Genomic DNA, 16,419 nt, shown 5'->3' with positions numbered 1-16,419 from the left:
GTAAACATATCGGCGATCTTGCCTCCTCAGCTGGCGGGCGGCTTATTTTACCGAGCCTCTTCTCCTCATGAAAAAGTCAAAGGTGTCCACTGATGATAAACAAAAGTTGAAAGGTCATGGAAGAATTTTTGGTCACTCTTCCAAGCAAATCGTGTGGTCTGAAGGAATGATATAATGAAAAAGAAGTCAAAATGGTGATACAGGGGGTTTTTTTAGATGTGCGGCCGTTTTTCATTATCGACGGATTTAACAACATTAAAAGAGAAGTTTCAGTTTATCTTTGCTGATGAAATGCAACCCCGATACAACATCGCCCCCGGTCAAACCATCCTTACCGTAGTTCAAGAAGAAGCGAATCGGGTCGGCAAACCGATGCGATGGGGATTGGTCCCATTCTGGGCAAAAGATCACAAAATCGGATACAAAATGATCAACGCCCGGGCCGAAACCATTCATGAAAAACCTTCATACAGGCATTCCTTCCAAAGAAAACGCTGTTTAATCCTGGCTGACGGCTTCTATGAATGGAAAAAAGAAGGAGCTCAGAAGAAACCCTTTCGCTTTCAATTAAAAAATCGCGAACCGTTTGCCTTCGCCGGCGTCTGGGATCGTTGGAGCAAAGGAGAAAACACGCTGTTTTCCTGCACCATTATCACAACAACACCAAATGACCTGACCAAAGACGTTCATGATCGAATGCCGGTGATCTTACCGGAAGACGCTTATGACTTATGGCTGAACCCCGATTCCACGGATACCGAATACCTGAAATCCCTGCTCTTACCCTACCCTTCCGGGGAAATGGAGTCCTATGCCGTATCCACACTGGTGAATTCCCCCAAAAATGATCATCCTGCCATTATTGAGCCTTTAAAGGAAACTCCCTGAGGATTGGGAGTTTTTTTTTCGTAAGGGGCATGGCGGGTCGTTTACATATACCTTTACTTGTTTATTTCTAAAACTATTGTTCTGAAACTCCAACCACATGATTTAAGGCTTTCCCCCTTTTCGCCGTTTTTCTTTTTCTCTCATATTTCGGGCATGAACGAACGGCCCTCTCTTCACCGTTTCTGCTCGTCGGATTTGCCGGTCAAGTGCTTCATATACTTGACCGACGTGAAAAGATCCAAAGCGACGAGTCATAGATACTCATACAATCTCTTCATTCCGAGGGGCCATATAATATTTCCGAAATGCGAAAGGGGGTTTGGTAATGGCACAAGTAAAGGTAACTCCGCAATTTAGAAGGCTTTGTGATCAATTTGCCAGAATTTTGGGAGGTGAACATGAAATCGTTGAAGGCCCGGTCTGTTTTGTCAGCAGGCCCAGGAAGCTGAATGCGACAATCTTTGGAAGACGTTCGCAATCACCTTTGGTTCGTTTTCAACTCTTTTCATTTGAATCGCTTGATCGATCAGGCCGGGCGCTCTGTTTGGGTGAGACAGGGCTTTTTCAGAACCAGGCCAATCGATTAATCTCCAATCTTCAAAAACGAGGCATTACAGTCACGGCACTTCATAATCACTGGTTGTTTGAAAATCCTCGTATCATGTACATCCATTGGCAAGCGATAGATAATCCCATCGCATTTGCCAGGAAAACGAAAGAATCCATTGCATTTTTAGGTTAGGGACGCCGCGATCTTGCCCCTCCTGCCTCCATAAGTGACGTATGGGCATGGCAGAAACAGCGGCATAAAAATCAAATCCCCCTGGAATTTGCAATCAATGAGCGGCCCTGTATCAAGGTCGCTTATTCTTTTACATAAATCCCCACCCTCATCTCGACAGAAATTCGGCAATGATCAAAGATACGGATATCGGTTGTACATCCGCTGAAATCGGGCTTCCAATCCTTTCAAATCCAAAAAAAACGACAATAGAAGCAGAAAATAAGCCAAAAGCGGAATCCAGGCCAAATATGGGTGAGACATCGCCCAATCCTTGTTTTGCCCGATCAGTCCGACCCATTCGAAACTTTTGGAATAATACTTGAGCTCTTCGGCATTATACGCTTTTATTTCAGTGCCGCCCAAAAAGATCTTGAACAGGCTGAGTTGGCCAAGGATGTTTAGCACTACGATCAGGTCCTGAACAAAGAGGATCATGAACGTTTCCTTCAACATCGGCAAAATATGTTTGCGAATCAGCCAGCTCTTGGATGCACCCATCACTCTGGAAACCAACACAGAGAGGCGACCGGCAAGTTGCCGTGTCTGTTCGGCAATGGTGGATGCCACGGGGAAAACTCCGAAAAATACAAGGATGATACCTTGTACAAAGACCAATACCCAGTAGGAAAAATACTTGGTCGGGGCGGAGAGCAAAATGATCAGCAAGATGATGGCCGGGATACTTCCCATGAAACCGGTCATTGAAGAATGTTTTTTTCTCTTGAAAAATCGGAACTTCGCTCTTTCCCCTTTTTCGGCCATTCCAATCCAAACGCCAATCCCTCCCCCTATGGTCACACGCACCAGAGAAACGATGACGACGAAGCCCAGCGTTTGCCTTAAGCCGTAAAGCATTAACGAAAAAAAGTCTCGTCCCCTTTGATCTTTACCAAACCAGTTTTCATGATCCGGAGGGGAGGGGGCGGTGATCGGAGTCGAACCTTTGAAATCGAGCGGTTTTTCCCATTTCGGCGAGTAGGGGGCAACAAAAGGTCCGATGATCGCCATCACAGCAAAGATTGTCAGGAAAATCAGGCCGCTCCAAAGGTATATTTTTTCGTGGGCAGGCTTAGTCATTGGCGAACCCCCGTTCCAATCCGAACATGGCTAAACGCATGGAGCCATAGGTGATGAAAAAGATCAGGATCAAACTCCAGAGCGAATTCACCATGACCGGATATTGATAGAACAGATTCGGCTTTTGATAAACCAGGGCTGTTTTCAATTCCAAATTCCGGTCCAGACTGGGGATCAGGAAGCGTGTGATACCCGGGGAGTTAAACAGATATTCAATCACGATCAGGTTTCCGGTCATGATCGAGGCGATCCGGAACAAATCCGCTTTTATCACGGGCAAAACGTTCCGGAGTACATGCCGGGCGTAGATCGTCCATTTTTTCAGCCCCTTGGACTTGGCTGTCAAAATATAGTCTTCTGTCAAAACTTTGTACCCTTGAAGGGCGACCATCCGCATCATATATGTAAAAGGCAAATAACATAAAGTCAGAAAGGGCAACAGATAAGCGGTGCCAAAAACGGTTGTATTCACCTCTGCCACCAGCCAGCCGGTCTGCTGGAAGATAAACACAACCAGAAGTTGGAGGGAAATTGCTGCGGCAAAATCCGGAATGATCGCCATAAATTCCAGAAGTGTCCGGATCAAGATGCCGGAACGAGCCAGGAAAAGACCAAGGAATGTTCCTGACAGCAGGGCGAGCAGACTGGTTGAAACCATATTGACTGCTGAAAAGACCATAAAGGATCGTGTATCGGTGAAAAAATTGCGCGTCTCTGTTACCTGTTCGTGCGAATTGGAGTTATAGTAGAGATAAGCCTGATAGGTGAAGCTTTTTCCGCTCGGAATCCCTCCGATATAGTTGGCAATCTTGCTAAACATCGAGGCGAAGGCTTGGGACGGAGAAATTTTACCTGTTGATTGGCCCAGTATGGCATCGTGGCTGGAGCCAAATATTAACATGTCAATAAGTTGGGGCAATGCGGCAATAAACAGAACGGCAAACACAAATAGCAGCAGTGTAAAAAGGCGTTTGCTCCACAATTTCTTTCTCTCCCTTCTAACTCTTTTGCATACTCCGAATAAAAATATCGCCCGGTCCGGACAACGGTAAAGTGTGTAAAAACGGAAGCAAAAATCATTGAGCCATCGGGTAAAGTTCCTTGGTTAGCATAATGACCGGCAACTATTTCCAATCAATAAGTTTTCACAATGGATCAATATCAGATTAACGCAGATTTGAATATTTTTCACCGAATATTTCAAAAAAATATAAATATGACTTCCTGACGAAAATCAATGAAAAACACACACTTGAACACCGCCTTTTTCTGGCCGGCGAATTTACACATGATGTTCCTATGCTTATTGCAATGAGTATACATGGATATACTAAACAAGATCGATGAGAACAGAAAAAAAGCCGGCTGCCAGGAAGAAAACTTCAGTGACAGGAAAATGATCAGGTGAAAGCTGATGTTTAAACCTTATAATGACCGGAAGGTTGAGATCGGTCAGAAAGTGGACGTCTACAAGAATTTGCGTAACGGTTTGTGGTCAATCCGCGATCACTCGACAGGCCTTATTTTAGGTCACGCGGATCAGCTGGTTCTGGAAAACACCGAATTCAAAATAAGCGAATCCGGAAAACGAAAAGCCATCCAAAACGGACGGCGTAATGTGCATGCCTATGTCGTGGGTACGCTGATTTCTTTTGACGTAAAAGATTATGTCTTGCCTGACCGATTAGTCGGCTACCACTTTATCTATACCAAGACATTCATCGATAAGAAAACAAATGAACCCATATACACGGCAAAACTAGTCTGCTTCACAAAAGAAGCAGTATTTGCATGATACATGTGTGTTTTGATCTTCTCGATTTGAATCCATGCGGGACTGCAAGACTTTTTTCCTTTCCATCGGAACCGGCCCAGATAAGAAGACGATCTGGCTTTTTGGAACCACGCTTAAGATAAACCATAGTACTTATTATGAGTACTTTTTATGGTTTGGTTTTTTCCAACAATATCATTGCTTCTTTCTCATTTGGGATTTGGAGCAAGTTGTGTTTAATAAAATGTTCAGCAGTCGGGAAGTTGCTTTTTCTTATATCTTCTGCTGCTCTTTCCAGATCAAATTGTGTATGCTTAAATTTAATTCCATTTGAATCAATAAGTAACCAATACGCACCTGGTCGCTTCGCAAAGGGCATCCCAACACTTCCCGAGTTAATGATACTCGTTTTCCCAAGTTCTATCCTGAATTGCATATGAGTATGTCCACAAACAACAATCGGGTGCTCAACATGAGCAAAGAGTGTTTCAAGCCGTTCTTTTGAAGACAGGGGAGTAAAAATATCTGCATCACTTTCCGGTGTTGCATGACAGAATAAGACATCACCAACGTCTTCCACATGAATCTCCATCGTGTTTTGCAAACCCGAAAGAAATTCAAGATGTTTCTCAGTTAATTCACCAGCAACCCACTGTTGGGTTTTACGACCTTGTTCTGATAAATGGGACAACTCGAGTCCCTTTGATGCTTCGACAACTTCTCTATCTCCATTCCCTTTAATAAATTCAACATTTATTCTTTTGCTTAAATTCAGCAGACAATCCAGAGTTTGATCAGGCATCGGTCCCGAAACGATGTCGCCCCCAATCACGATCAAATCTGGCTGTATCGTTTCAAGTTCATCAAGGACTGCTTTCAGCGCCGGAAAGTTACCGTGAATATCATAAAGCGCAGCAATTTTCATTTGATCCTCCTTGTCCATTCATGCTCATTTAGCTTGCTATATTCTTGCATACATTAGCGATAACTGTTTGACTGATAAACGCTGTCCTATTGGTGATCCGCTCCGAAAAAATCGGGGAATTGTTCGCCGCATTATTCAAGCAAACGGAGACCAATTAGCTTAATATAAAATCAATGTTCCCTTTAAACTTTGAATTAGACTCGCCTATTTCTTGCAACAATAACCGGATGATCACTTTTGTTTTTCTGTCTGCACGCTCGTAGTTTCGTTTAAAGTTCATTCGGGCAACAGGGGTATTGAGAATTCGTCGAATAAAAATCATGACCCATTCTTTAGATTTAGGAACCATTTTCTCTATACTTTTCACCAAAATTTGATTAACTGGGTCGACATGCTCCAGAAAGTGTAACAGTCTCCACATAACTTCATGTTCTTCTGTACTATCTTCAAGATACCAAATACAGATTTCTGATGGTTTCTTCCCCAAGTTCTTCATTTCCAATGAGATCGAGCGCTTCTTCAAAACACTCAATATATCATCTGATACCCGCCCTGCTCAGGCCCGGCATACAGCCACGACGGTGCAACTGTATAGCGTGGATTCCGTTGATGTTCCCAAAGCGTTTGGATTGAACAAAACAATGTGCAAAACGCGGTTACACGTATCCCGTTTCTTCTCTTCCGCCACCGCTTAGTGCCCATTTACAATAATCTTAAGACATATTCATAAGCCGACCGTTTTTTTGCCAGCCGGATCCTGAAGAGGCCTTTTCCATTGGCGGATAACGAACCATGTGCAGATCACGAGTGGAACACCGTGCATGATTGCTGCGACGCCAAACGGGGAAAACACATCAAGCAATGGCGAGCAAACCAGCATCCCGATCCCGAAACCAACGGTATGAAAAGATGAAGCCACGCCAAATATACGCCCCCGGATATGGTCCGGTTCATTCTGCAACCGCGAATTGAAGCAGATTGCCGACACACCGTCGGAAACCCCGGCAAAAAAACCGCAAAAAACGATAAAAGACCAATGCACTCCTGCAAAAAGCAAGATGAAAAAGGCGGACATAAAGAAGGTAGATACACCAAAGGCAATTTCGCTGAAGCGCGCATGATCCATCCGGAACCATTTGACCGCACCACGTGCGCCTGCTAAATTCCCCACTGCCCAAGCGGCCCAGATGATCCCCGCATAAAAAGAAGGGGCATCGGGACGCAATTGCGCCGAAAAAACGGGCATTCCAACGTTGTGCGAGGCAGACCCGAACGTGTCGATGAATCGGATTATCATCAGGACCAGCAAAACAGGAAACATCTTAAGGTATTGGCGCAAAAAATTGATTTCCTCCAGGAAGCGGATGGGTTTTGCCCCACTTTCCTCTATGGCTATTTCCCTTGTTTGAATCGGGAGTATGTACAAAATAAAGGCTGAGAGAAAAAACGTTCCTGCATCGATCAAGAACAGGGTGTTGTATCCGAGGAAACCGAGAGCAAGCCCGGCCGTAAGTGTGCCTGTTACCATCCCTGCTGATTGGAGCGAATTGATCAGTGCATTAGCCTTTACAACCCAATCTTTCCCCACAATGGCCGGAATGCTGGATTGCAGAGCCACGTTAAACACCTGCCCGAACGCTCCCAGTACAAAAGACGTCACCGCCAAAAGCGGAACCTTCCAATAAGCCGGGGCCAGAACCAGCAGAACCAGAGCCACTCCCCGGATCACATCCGCGAAGATCATGATCGTTTTCCGGTTCATTCGATCCGCCAGCATGCCGGAAAAAAAGCCAAAAAAGAAGCCTCCAAACAGACGAACTGCCATAAGTCCACCCATGGCCCATGCGCTGTCTGTCAATACGTATGCATACAGGTTATAGGCGATCATGTTGATGAAATTGCCAACGTCTGATATCCCTTTTCCGGTGGCTAATACCACCAAATTGAATTTCGGATTGCTTTTCCGTAACCCTTGACTCATCACCAATTACTCCTTTTGCCAAGACCGCTCCCTCTATTCGGAAGCAGTCTTGGAACATCAAAGTTTCTGATCCGATTCCATTTGGCAAAGACCGTTCAATGCTGTTCAATGCTGCGGATGGAGCAGGTCGTTGCAGAAGGGGCCTCTCGCTTCCTGCCAGAGGTGTATCTATTGATCCAGCGTTCACTGTACCCCTTGATTTTACCGGGTTATCGCTGACACATCGGGTTACAAAAAGACCAGAGTATCGCACCTTGGTCTTTTTAATATATCAAAAAAGTATGAATTGGATCCAAACAATTTATGATAACATCATCCGGCGCTCGGACTACGATCATTAATTTGCCGGCCAGCCAATCTAAACAGTACCAAACCCTCAGGTTAATATGGCAAAATGCAATTGATTAAAACCAATATCCATTACGGGAGAAAACAAATTTAGAGGTTTGGTATTCGATGACCATGGATCGAACTGAAGTTTTAAAAATTGCATATCAATATAAAGACCAGTTTATTTCGGAACTAAAAAGGGTTTTTTCTTATCAATTCGATCCGTCTGCTGATACTTTGTTATTTGAAATTCATGGCGGAGAAGGACTGTTTGCGGTTAACCTGCTTGCTATGTCCGAAGGTGAAGAAATGCATGATGATCTCTTTCTGGATCTGTTGGATGGAGTGAACTTTGAAATAGATCTGTGACAGTTGCTGAATGATGCAGATGATGAAACTTATTTAGAGAAAAATATGGAGCTAAATCAATTGGCACATGATGTCATTTTTCGGTTCTTTGCAGAATGCTTTAATGCTGCTGAAGGGAACCAAATTCCTCTTTGCTCTTACCTTCGCCGTTCAGGAATGGATGATGTACTTGATCTTAAGAATAAATCCTGGATTAGTATAGACGATTTGTACGAATGATCTTGCACTTAAGTCCGGCTTCATCAATGAATCCAGGGAAACTGGTCTGTTAATCATTTTGGTGCACAGGACATATTTTGAGACAGTGACAGTCCAATAAGTCAGTAGTAACAATAACGCCGAATCGTTTCAATAAAACAGCGGTTTCGGCGTTATTGTTTTTATATCGAGAGAGCCAGCCCTCAAAAAAGTCAAGGCATATAAACGGATATAGCGCTCCATTCTCCGGCACTCCAGCTTTGTAATCCTGCAAGGCCTAGAATTTCCGGTGTATACTTCTCCCCTTTGCCAGCTGATCTTTGGCATTTGTATGTTTTTCTTCATCATGAATATAAACAGCCCATTCTTCGCTTTCCGTGTCCGGTTTTAAATCAATATAAATGGTACCGGTGTACTTTTCCCCTGTTGCCAATTTGAATGAAGGATAAAAAACTCCTTCCGTGCAATAGTATTGACGGGTGGCCCTCACAACCTTATTTTTAAGCTTTTCAATCGGGATCGTCGCAATGCAGACATCCCCGAAGTTCATATATTTAGGCACTTCTACGGAAACTTCCTCTTTAAAGATTTCGGTTGGAAAGGAGTTGCCGTCTTTGTTAAAAACCTGGCCTTTCATACTAAAGTCTACAATGTAGACAGGGACGGTTTTTTTGTTAACCAACAGAACACGGACCGTCTGGAACCCCTGAAATTCAGTATGCAGCTCCAACTCCGGTTTCATCGCTTCCCTCGCTTCCTGGATCTGTCTCTCCGCTTGGCGCCGTACTTCTTCATTGTGTTTCCGTGAATCCCTGACCTGAATCAGTGCAATTATCGCAGTCAACAGTGTCGCCAACGTCCCCAATAACTGTCCGATGGCTGCCCACATATCCCAATTGGTCCAGTCAATCATGTTTTCTCCACTCCCTCTCAAACAAGTGCCGGGCAGAACATCCGGCAGCCTTGTTCATCCTCATCCATCAACCATTTCCGGGTCAAGCTGGTCTGTTCGAAGATTGCGTTCTCCTGCCTGGAGGAACATTTTATGAATCTGATAGGGTTTCCTGTTCACATCAACGCGACCTTTTATTTTTGACTATTATGTATATTTCAAGGGCTTGCATTCTAAATCCGGCATCATAATCGGTTTCCGTTTTGACATCGATCAATCCTCCCTTGTTTCTTTTGATACAGCCCCATTATAGTAGAATTCCAAAAGGAGTTACGACAAGATTTGTATAGATTTTTTAAATAGATTACCTTTGAAGTCAAAACACCTCTCATCTTTTGGATCTGGACGAAGCAAATGAAGTGGTATACACAGCCATATCCCGCTTAGTACCCGGATTTGCCTGTTGAGATTGTATCGGCTGTCGGGAATGGAGGTGATATACAATTCATCTTATACTCATCAATCACTCAGTCGGAGGGCAGGATAACGCTGTTCTGTTTTCCTTGATTTAGCGGCAGTGATTTTGACATAGTCGGAAGCGGTCAGCTCCTCCGGCTTAACCCCCTCCTTTTGAATCCATGCATTTTGAAAGTCGATCGCGACGTGAGCCGGGGTTTCTTCTTGATGCCCCTGGCGAACAACTGGATAGCCAAAAAAAGTTGGATTCCAGCACCACGATCACCAATGATGCCGGAATCCAACCTTCGGTTTTATCCATTCTATGTTCAGCCAACCACCTTTTCGCTTTGTAATAAGGCGTGGTGTCAATAGCTTAGATTAAATCACCGAAGGGGAAGTATAAGAAAATTCAAATCAAATCAATCATTTCTTCTCTCTTTATCTTCTTCTCACTGCCTGCCGGATAGTTTTCGAGCAAATACTGTTTTAAACGCTCCGCCCATTTCTCTTGAAATCTTTCTATTTTTTTCATTTTTCCCATAAACTCTTCATCAATGTATTCATCAGTCACAATTTCAACGGGTTGCGGGTAATAATCCTGTTCACTTTCATAAGCCTGTCGGGCGGTATAAAGCACGGCATCCACTGCACAAGACCAAACATACTCAGCTTGAGGACCATATGCATTATCCCCTATAAATGATAAACCTTCAATATAGATCAAACCATCTTCATCCTCATTATCTACTGTTTCATAAAGTTCATCCCCACTGTGCTTCTTCTCCTCAACCCATTCCCAGCACATATTAATTGCTTCTCTTACCATAGGATACCATTCATAAATTTCTATTGTACTCATGACCTTTTCCATCAATGTTAACGCATAAGCTGCCCTAGCATCTCCATTTACGTTTTTAACCCATTCCATTCCGTGCATTGCAGCCCTCCGCTTTATCAAATATATATTTTAGATCGCACCGCTTCGGTTCCATCTTTGCAGTTTTTTGATCAATGTTGAATGATCAATCCCAAGAACTTTCGCGGCTTGCCGAAGGGACGGTTGCGACTGAATCGTCGCTAACACCAACTGTTGTTCATATCTTTCTACTCTCTCCTTTAAGGTGAGCGGATTATTGGCCAGCTGTGTATTTTGAATATGAGCAGGAAGATGGTGAAGCTCGATTACAAGGGACGGGACTGAGACAATCAGATTCTCCATCAGATTTTTAATTTCTCTAACATTTCCTGGCCAATGATAGCGGCACAACTGCTCCTTGGCATCGCGACTCAGACGTTTTTGAACGCGGTATTTTCTTGAGTAACTCATAAAGTAATAATCAATAAGAGCAGGCACATCTTCAGGCCGCTCCGACAAAGGCGGGATACTAATCTCCACAACCTGCAGACGGTAAAATAAATCCTGACGAAAGCGCCCCTCTTTCACCAGACTGCGCAGATCCTGGTTCGTTGCGGAAATAACACGGACGTTCACAGGTCGGGCTTGGACGCCACCGATCCGATAAACCTGGGGATCTTGCAGCACCCGCAACAGTTTCGTCTGCAAAGCAAGCGGCATTTCGCCAATTTCATCAAGTAAGATCGTTCCGCCATCCGCCAACTCAAATAATCCCTTTTTCCCTCCCTTACGGGCTCCTGTAAAAGCCCCGGGTTCATATCCAAACAGTTCCGACTCCAGCAGCGTCTCCGGAATCGCAGCACAATTCACTTTGATAAACGGTTTATTCCTGCGATCACTCAAATGGTGTATGAGATTTGCGACCACTTCTTTGCCAACGCCGGATGGGCCAAGCAACAGTACGTTCGTTGGATACGGAGCCACCTGCTTCACTTTTCCGACAATCTCTTTCATACATTTGCTTTCAGAAACAAAAGTGGTGTCTCCATCCATCGTCAGGTGATACTGATGTCGGTTCAGTTCGGAAAGTCCGACCACTTTCTCCAATTCTTCCGTGATCCGATTCAAACGCGTAATATCACGAACGCTCGTGACAACCAGCTGGATTTCTCCAGATTCAGCGAACACAGGGTTCCCGGTAATAATTACTTCCTTACCGTTCCTCAAGTTTTGCATCAGCGACATAGCTCGCTTATGTTCGATCACAAGAAGCGTTACCGAATTATTGATGTAGCCTTTTTTAATCAAATCAGTCATGTGTCGGCCAATAAGTTCTTCCCGCCGAGCCCCCGCCAGCTTCTCATATGCAGAATTCACAAGGAGTGTAACTCCGGAACCATCGGTAACATATACGCCATCCGGAATCCACTCGATAATTTCTGCGATTTTTTCCAACTGTTCCGGGTCAAAGCATTCTGCTTTTGGCAAGATACCCACCCCACGCGAAAATAAAATCGGTTCTTCAGTGGTGAAATTCATCATCGACCGGTGAATTTTGTCACCATTTTATTATAGCAACGATAATCGGAAATAGTCAAAAAAATCAATCTATAATCGGTGAAAAAATTCACCTATCATATCCGGTTTATACGATTTTGTCGGCATATACTGCGTGTTTTTATGTTGGCATGATTTTTGCTTGAATTATAAGCGAAATTCGATAAAGGGGGAGATGAGCATCGCAAACATCGTAAAAGCACGCCCGAAACTGTACGTTTTGGACAACGGACGCATGAGGATGGACAAAAACTGGATGATCGCTATGCACAATCCAGCTACTGTTGATAATCCGAACGCAGCAACGGAGATGATCGAGTTCCCGATTTATTCCGTCTTGATTGATCATCCGGAAGGAAAAATCCTTTTTGATACCTCATGCAACCCCAATTCCATGGGACCTCAAGGTCGCTGGTCAGAAGCCACCCAATCGATGTTTCCCTGGATCGCAAGCGAGGAGTGTTATCTGCATAATCGCTTGGAACAGCTAAAAGTGCGACCGGAAGACATCAAATTCGTAATTGCTTCTCATCTCCATCTCGATCACGCCGGCTGCCTCGAAATGTTTACCAATGCAACCGTGATCGTGCATGAAGACGAATTCAATGGAACCTTGCAAGTTTACGCTCGCAACCGTTCTGAGGGAGCATACGTTTGGGCCGACATTGACGCCTGGATCAAGAACAACCTGCAGTGGCGCACCATTAAACGCGACGAAGATAACGTCCCGCTGGCCGAAGGAATACGAATCCTCAACTTTGGCAGCGGACACGCATGGGGGATGCTCGGTCTGCACGTGCAACTCCCGGAAAAGGGCAATATTATCCTGGCTTCCGACGCGATTTACTGCTCCGAAAACTTCGGACCTCCGGTCAAACCACCGGGGATTATCTACGATTCACTCGGATATGTAAAAACGGTGGAACGCATCCGCCGCATTGCTCAAGAAACCCAGTCGGAAATTTGGTTTGGTCATGATTCAGAACAATTCAAGTCGTTCCGGAAGTCCACGGAAGGATATTACGAATAAGATCCAAGACTCTCAACACTATGTTTTCGTATAAGGAGGAATTGTCAGATGAAAATACGCGCCGCCGTTCTGTATGAGATGAATCTGCCAGCTCCTTACAAAGACAGCCAGCCACTTCGCATAGAAACTCTTGACCTTGACCCGCCCCAAATGGGCGAAGTGCTTATTCGCATACGCGCCGCTGGTTTGTGCCACTCGGACCTGTCTGTCATTAACGGCAACCGGCCCCGTCCAACCCCGATGGTTCTTGGTCACGAGGCGGCAGGTGAAGTCGTTGAAGTCGGTCCTGGTGTAACCGATCTCCAGCCTGGCGATCATGTTGTCTGCGCTTATGTGCCCAGTTGCGGACACTGCCTGCCCTGCCAAGAAGGGCGGCCGGGACTATGTGAACCGGGCGCCAACGCCAACAGCGTGGGAACTCTCCTGTCCGGGGAGAGAAGGTTGCACAAAGACGGGAAGGACATTCATCACCATCTGGGCATATCGGGGTTTGCGGAGTATGCGGTCGTATCAAGGAACTCCTTGATTAAGGTCGATCCGGAAATACCGTTTGATGAAGTCGCACTCTTCGGGTGTGCTGTTATGACCGGAGTCGGAGCTGTGGTGAATTCCGCCCGCGTCCCAGTGGGAAGCAGTGTGGCTGTTGTCGGCTTGGGCGGAGTCGGACTTTGCGCTATACTGGGTGCCCGTGCAGCCGGAGCAAGGAGCATTATAGCTGTGGATATAAATCCCGCAAAGCTCAAGACTGCACTTGAACTGGGGGCCACCGCAGCATTTGACGCACGCGATCCGGAAGTGACGCAACAAATTCGCGCGGCAACCGATGGCGGTGTGGAATTCGCATTTGAAACCGCCGGTGCAGTTCCCGCTATGCAGACTGCATTCGCCATCACACGCCGCGGTGGTACAACCGTCACAGCGGGACTCCCCCATCCGAAACACCAGCTCTCTTTCTCGCAAGTCCTGCTCGCCGCTGAAGAACGAACCATTAAGGGATCTTACATTGGGAGCTGCATTCCAGCACGTGACATTCCTCGTTTTATCGAGCTGTACAAGCAAGGGCGCTTGCCGGTCAACCGGTTGCTGACTGACCGCTTACGTCTTGAGGACATCAATGAAGGATTTGACCGCCTGGATCGCGGTGAAGTTTCACGGCTTGTTGTCACGATGTGAGTATGCAAAGTTGAAGGAGAGACTGTAAATGGCAGAATTGGGTCGATACTCTCTTTTTATCGGCGGAAATTGGACGGATGGACACTCAGGTGAAACGTTTGACATCATTAATCCGGCAACCGAAGAAGTGATTGCCACGGTTCCAAACGCCTCTCCCGCAGACATGCAGACTGCGATTGAGGCAGCTGTTGCAGTTCAGCCAGAATGGGCCGACACTCTGGCCTCGGAGCGCGCACATATCTTGCAAAAAGCAGCAACACTCATGCGTCAGCGCGCCGAATCCCTGGCCCGTATCATGACGATGGAAGAAGGCAAACCACTCTCTGAGGCACGTGGAGAAATTGCCTATGCAGTTTCTTTTCTAGAATGGTTTGCGGAAGAGGGGAAACGGATCTATGGCGACACCATTCCCTCTAGTTCGCGCCACAAGCGGATTATTGTTCTTAAACGACCGGTGGGCGTCACAGCGGCCATCACTCCTTGGAACTTTCCAGCCGCCATGATCACCCGCAAGTTGGGCCCGGCACTGGCTGCCGGTTGTACAATGGTTGTCAAGCCATCGGAACTCACACCTTTATCGGCTCTTGAAATCGCCCGTGTGTTCGAAGATGCCGGACTTCCAAAGGGTGTTTTGTCGGTGGTGGCAGGAACAGACGCGCCGTCGCTCGCCAAAGTTATTATGGATGACTCCCGCGTCCGCAAGGTTTCCTTTACGGGATCTACAGAGGTCGGCAAGATCCTGATGCGTCAAGCCGCCGATACCGTGAAGAGGATCTCGCTTGAACTCGGGGGACATGCCCCGTTTATCGTCTTTGAAGATGCCGATTTGGACGCCGCCGTCGACAACGCAGCGATTTGCAAAATGCGCGGTATGGGCGAAACATGCGTCTCCGCCAACCGCTTCTACGTCCACCGCTCGATTTTGGAAGCCTTTACCAAAAAGTTGGCTGCACGCTTGTCGAGCATGCAAGTGGGGAATGGATTAGACGAAGGAGTCCTTGTCGGTCCGCTCATCGAGCCGGCTGCGGTGGAAAAAGTGGAACACCATGTACGTGACGCCATATCCAAGGGAGCAAAGCTCGTCACCGGTGGCAGTCGCCACGGAGACCGCGGTTATTTCTTTGAACCCACCGTGCTTACCGATGTTAACCACTCTATGGTCATCACGCAGGAAGAAACATTTGGCCCTGTTGCCGCCGTTCTTCCTTTTGACACCGAAGAGGAGGTCATTCGGGCTGCCAACAACACGCCATATGGCTTGGCGGCCTACTACTTCACCAGGGATGTCGGCCGGGTGATACGGCTTGCGGAACAACTCGAATACGGGATTCTCGGAGCCAACGACGGCCTGCCGTCAACCGCGCAAGCCCCGTTTGGAGGAATCAAGGCTTCCGGGATCGGACGGGAAGGCAGTAAATACGGAATTGAAGAATACTTGGACATTAAGTATCTGTCGCTCGGGATTTCATGAAATTGCCAAAGATACTTTCCGGCAAAAACCTGATGAGCGCTTCTCATCTTTCTTTTAACCGTACCTTTCCGGCGGCTTTACCATTCCAGTTGTGATCAAATAAACATCCCGACCGGCGACCGCAGCTTGTCGTTTGCCCTCACCGCTATTGGCCCGCTTCAGCCAGCGCTTGACTCAAACGTGGAAAAGTAACCGCTCCTCGTAAGATAATACCCATTGTAGTTCAAAGTTGGAAACAGGGAAAAGGGGCTCGCATTCTCCTTTTCCCAAATGATCCATATAACTAACCTCTGCCTCCTTTACAAATATGAGAGTAGGGACTTCAATCGCACGAAGTCCCTACCATTAAAATTAATCCTCTTCATTGACTCCAAACCATTGAAGGTCAAGGGATTTATTTTACTTACCTTAGACTCTATTGCATCATCAAAACAAGTATCCATATCAAATCCTTGCGGATACTTTCTTCGATGTACACATCTATTCTTCCACAAACACTTTTTGAATTTGATTTTTGTTTTCTTTTTTGCCGCGTATACAGACAGAAGCTGCTCCATGTTACCGCCGGTCTATAATTGACCCAGGATCGCCGAAAAAGAATTGACCCACTCCCCGTCGAATAAATCCCCTTCGAATAATACCGCCAAATTTCTTC

At 46.1% G+C, this 16,419-nt stretch carries 15 protein-coding genes; 7 read left to right on the top strand and 8 right to left on the bottom strand.

The annotated features are described in order from the left end of the window. The first annotated feature begins 216 nt into the window (after window positions 1-216). The gene (locus tag I8U19_RS14360; RefSeq protein ID WP_198056297.1) at window positions 217-888 is read left to right on the top strand and encodes an SOS response-associated peptidase; all 672 of its coding nucleotides are present in this window, start codon (window positions 217-219) and stop codon (window positions 886-888) included. 325 nt (window positions 889-1,213) lie between these two features. After that, a complete protein-coding gene (locus I8U19_RS14355) occupies window positions 1,214-1,630 on the top strand; it encodes a DUF1259 domain-containing protein (RefSeq protein WP_198056296.1) in 417 nt (138 codons plus the stop codon). Between the two features lie 174 nt (window positions 1,631-1,804). Here the strand turns inward: I8U19_RS14355 and I8U19_RS14350 are convergent, their stop codons facing one another. Both I8U19_RS14350 and I8U19_RS14345 read right to left on the bottom strand, forming a co-directional pair. Then, the gene (locus I8U19_RS14350; protein ID WP_198056295.1) at window positions 1,805-2,749 is read right to left on the bottom strand and encodes an ABC transporter permease subunit; all 945 of its coding nucleotides are present in this window, start codon (window positions 2,747-2,749) and stop codon (window positions 1,805-1,807) included. Next, the gene (locus I8U19_RS14345; protein WP_198056294.1) at window positions 2,742-3,731 is read right to left on the bottom strand and encodes an ABC transporter permease subunit; all 990 of its coding nucleotides are present in this window, start codon (window positions 3,729-3,731) and stop codon (window positions 2,742-2,744) included. Before I8U19_RS14345 ends, I8U19_RS14350 begins: the two co-directional genes overlap by 8 nt. A 432-nt stretch (window positions 3,732-4,163) precedes the next feature. Between I8U19_RS14345 and I8U19_RS14340 the strand changes: the two genes are divergently transcribed. Continuing rightward, window positions 4,164-4,544: a hypothetical protein gene (locus I8U19_RS14340; protein ID WP_198056293.1), complete on the top strand. Its 381-nt coding sequence runs from the start codon at window positions 4,164-4,166 to the stop codon at window positions 4,542-4,544. Between the two features lie 148 nt (window positions 4,545-4,692). On the opposite strand, the gene I8U19_RS14335 is transcribed toward I8U19_RS14340, so the two are convergent. The 3 genes from I8U19_RS14335 to I8U19_RS14325 form a co-directional block, all read right to left on the bottom strand. After that, window positions 4,693-5,448 carry a metallophosphoesterase family protein gene (locus tag I8U19_RS14335; protein WP_198056292.1) on the bottom strand — a complete coding sequence of 252 codons (756 nt, stop codon included), beginning with the start codon at window positions 5,446-5,448 and terminating at the stop codon, window positions 4,693-4,695. A 154-nt stretch (window positions 5,449-5,602) separates the two neighbouring features. After that, window positions 5,603-5,935 (bottom strand): Imm30 family immunity protein, encoded by a 333-nt coding sequence (locus I8U19_RS14330; protein WP_198056291.1) that lies wholly within the window; start codon window positions 5,933-5,935, stop codon window positions 5,603-5,605. 237 nt (window positions 5,936-6,172) lie between these two features. Beyond that, a complete protein-coding gene (locus I8U19_RS14325; RefSeq protein WP_198056290.1) occupies window positions 6,173-7,429 on the bottom strand; it encodes an MFS transporter in 1,257 nt (418 codons plus the stop codon). Between the two features lie 456 nt (window positions 7,430-7,885). Here I8U19_RS14325 and I8U19_RS14320 point away from each other — a divergent pair, with 456 nt between their 5' ends. After that, a complete protein-coding gene (locus I8U19_RS14320) occupies window positions 7,886-8,128 on the top strand; it encodes a hypothetical protein (protein ID WP_198056289.1) in 243 nt (80 codons plus the stop codon). A 475-nt stretch (window positions 8,129-8,603) separates the two neighbouring features. Here I8U19_RS14320 and I8U19_RS14315 read toward each other — a convergent pair whose 3' ends face one another. The 3 genes from I8U19_RS14315 to I8U19_RS14305 form a co-directional block, all read right to left on the bottom strand. Continuing rightward, window positions 8,604-9,239 carry a hypothetical protein gene (locus I8U19_RS14315; protein ID WP_198056288.1) on the bottom strand — a complete coding sequence of 212 codons (636 nt, stop codon included), beginning with the start codon at window positions 9,237-9,239 and terminating at the stop codon, window positions 8,604-8,606. Between the two features lie 847 nt (window positions 9,240-10,086). After that, a complete protein-coding gene (locus tag I8U19_RS14310; protein WP_198056287.1) occupies window positions 10,087-10,614 on the bottom strand; it encodes an Imm6 family immunity protein in 528 nt (175 codons plus the stop codon). 30 nt (window positions 10,615-10,644) lie between these two features. After that, a complete protein-coding gene (locus I8U19_RS14305) occupies window positions 10,645-12,021 on the bottom strand; it encodes a sigma-54 interaction domain-containing protein (RefSeq protein WP_232331123.1) in 1,377 nt (458 codons plus the stop codon). A gap of 250 nt (window positions 12,022-12,271) precedes the next feature. Between I8U19_RS14305 and ahlS the strand changes: the two genes are divergently transcribed. Genes ahlS through I8U19_RS14290 form a run of 3 tightly spaced genes read left to right on the top strand, consistent with a single transcriptional unit; the run spans window position 12,272 to window position 15,764 of the window. After that, window positions 12,272-13,120: an AhlS family quorum-quenching N-acyl homoserine lactonase gene (ahlS, locus tag I8U19_RS14300; RefSeq protein WP_198056353.1), complete on the top strand. Its 849-nt coding sequence runs from the start codon at window positions 12,272-12,274 to the stop codon at window positions 13,118-13,120. A 48-nt stretch (window positions 13,121-13,168) separates the two neighbouring features. Further along, window positions 13,169-14,293, top strand: coding sequence for a zinc-dependent alcohol dehydrogenase family protein (locus tag I8U19_RS14295; RefSeq protein WP_198056285.1), 1,125 nt, complete (start codon window positions 13,169-13,171; stop codon window positions 14,291-14,293). Window positions 14,294-14,330: 37 nt separating this feature from the next. Further along, window positions 14,331-15,764 carry an NAD-dependent succinate-semialdehyde dehydrogenase gene (locus I8U19_RS14290; protein ID WP_198056352.1) on the top strand — a complete coding sequence of 478 codons (1,434 nt, stop codon included), beginning with the start codon at window positions 14,331-14,333 and terminating at the stop codon, window positions 15,762-15,764. Window positions 15,765-16,419 lie beyond the last annotated feature (655 nt).

Origin of the sequence: Thermoactinomyces sp. CICC 10523, assembly GCF_016055105.1 — a bacterium.
GTDB lineage: Bacteria > Bacillota > Bacilli > Thermoactinomycetales > Thermoactinomycetaceae > Thermoactinomyces_A > Thermoactinomyces_A daqus.
The sequence above is the reverse complement of the archived record's forward strand: the minus strand, read 5'-3'. Positions and strand labels throughout refer to the sequence as shown.

What these genes read in the sequence shown, in the direction of transcription:
- I8U19_RS14350 (WP_198056295.1), bottom strand. Translation starts at nt 2,749, where the DNA reads ATGACTAAGCCTGCCCACGAAAAAATATACCTTTGGAGCGGCCTGATT.
- I8U19_RS14315 (WP_198056288.1), bottom strand. Translation starts at nt 9,239, where the DNA reads ATGATTGACTGGACCAATTGGGATATGTGGGCAGCCATCGGACAGTTA.
- I8U19_RS14325 (WP_198056290.1), bottom strand. Translation starts at nt 7,429, where the DNA reads ATGAGTCAAGGGTTACGGAAAAGCAATCCGAAATTCAATTTGGTGGTA.
- I8U19_RS14355 (WP_198056296.1), top strand. Translation starts at nt 1,214, where the DNA reads ATGGCACAAGTAAAGGTAACTCCGCAATTTAGAAGGCTTTGTGATCAA.
- I8U19_RS14360 (WP_198056297.1), top strand. Translation starts at nt 217, where the DNA reads ATGTGCGGCCGTTTTTCATTATCGACGGATTTAACAACATTAAAAGAG.
- I8U19_RS14335 (WP_198056292.1), bottom strand. Translation starts at nt 5,448, where the DNA reads ATGAAAATTGCTGCGCTTTATGATATTCACGGTAACTTTCCGGCGCTG.
- I8U19_RS14340 (WP_198056293.1), top strand. Translation starts at nt 4,164, where the DNA reads ATGTTTAAACCTTATAATGACCGGAAGGTTGAGATCGGTCAGAAAGTG.
- I8U19_RS14310 (WP_198056287.1), bottom strand. Translation starts at nt 10,614, where the DNA reads ATGCACGGAATGGAATGGGTTAAAAACGTAAATGGAGATGCTAGGGCA.
- I8U19_RS14320 (WP_198056289.1), top strand. Translation starts at nt 7,886, where the DNA reads ATGACCATGGATCGAACTGAAGTTTTAAAAATTGCATATCAATATAAA.
- I8U19_RS14295 (WP_198056285.1), top strand. Translation starts at nt 13,169, where the DNA reads ATGAAAATACGCGCCGCCGTTCTGTATGAGATGAATCTGCCAGCTCCT.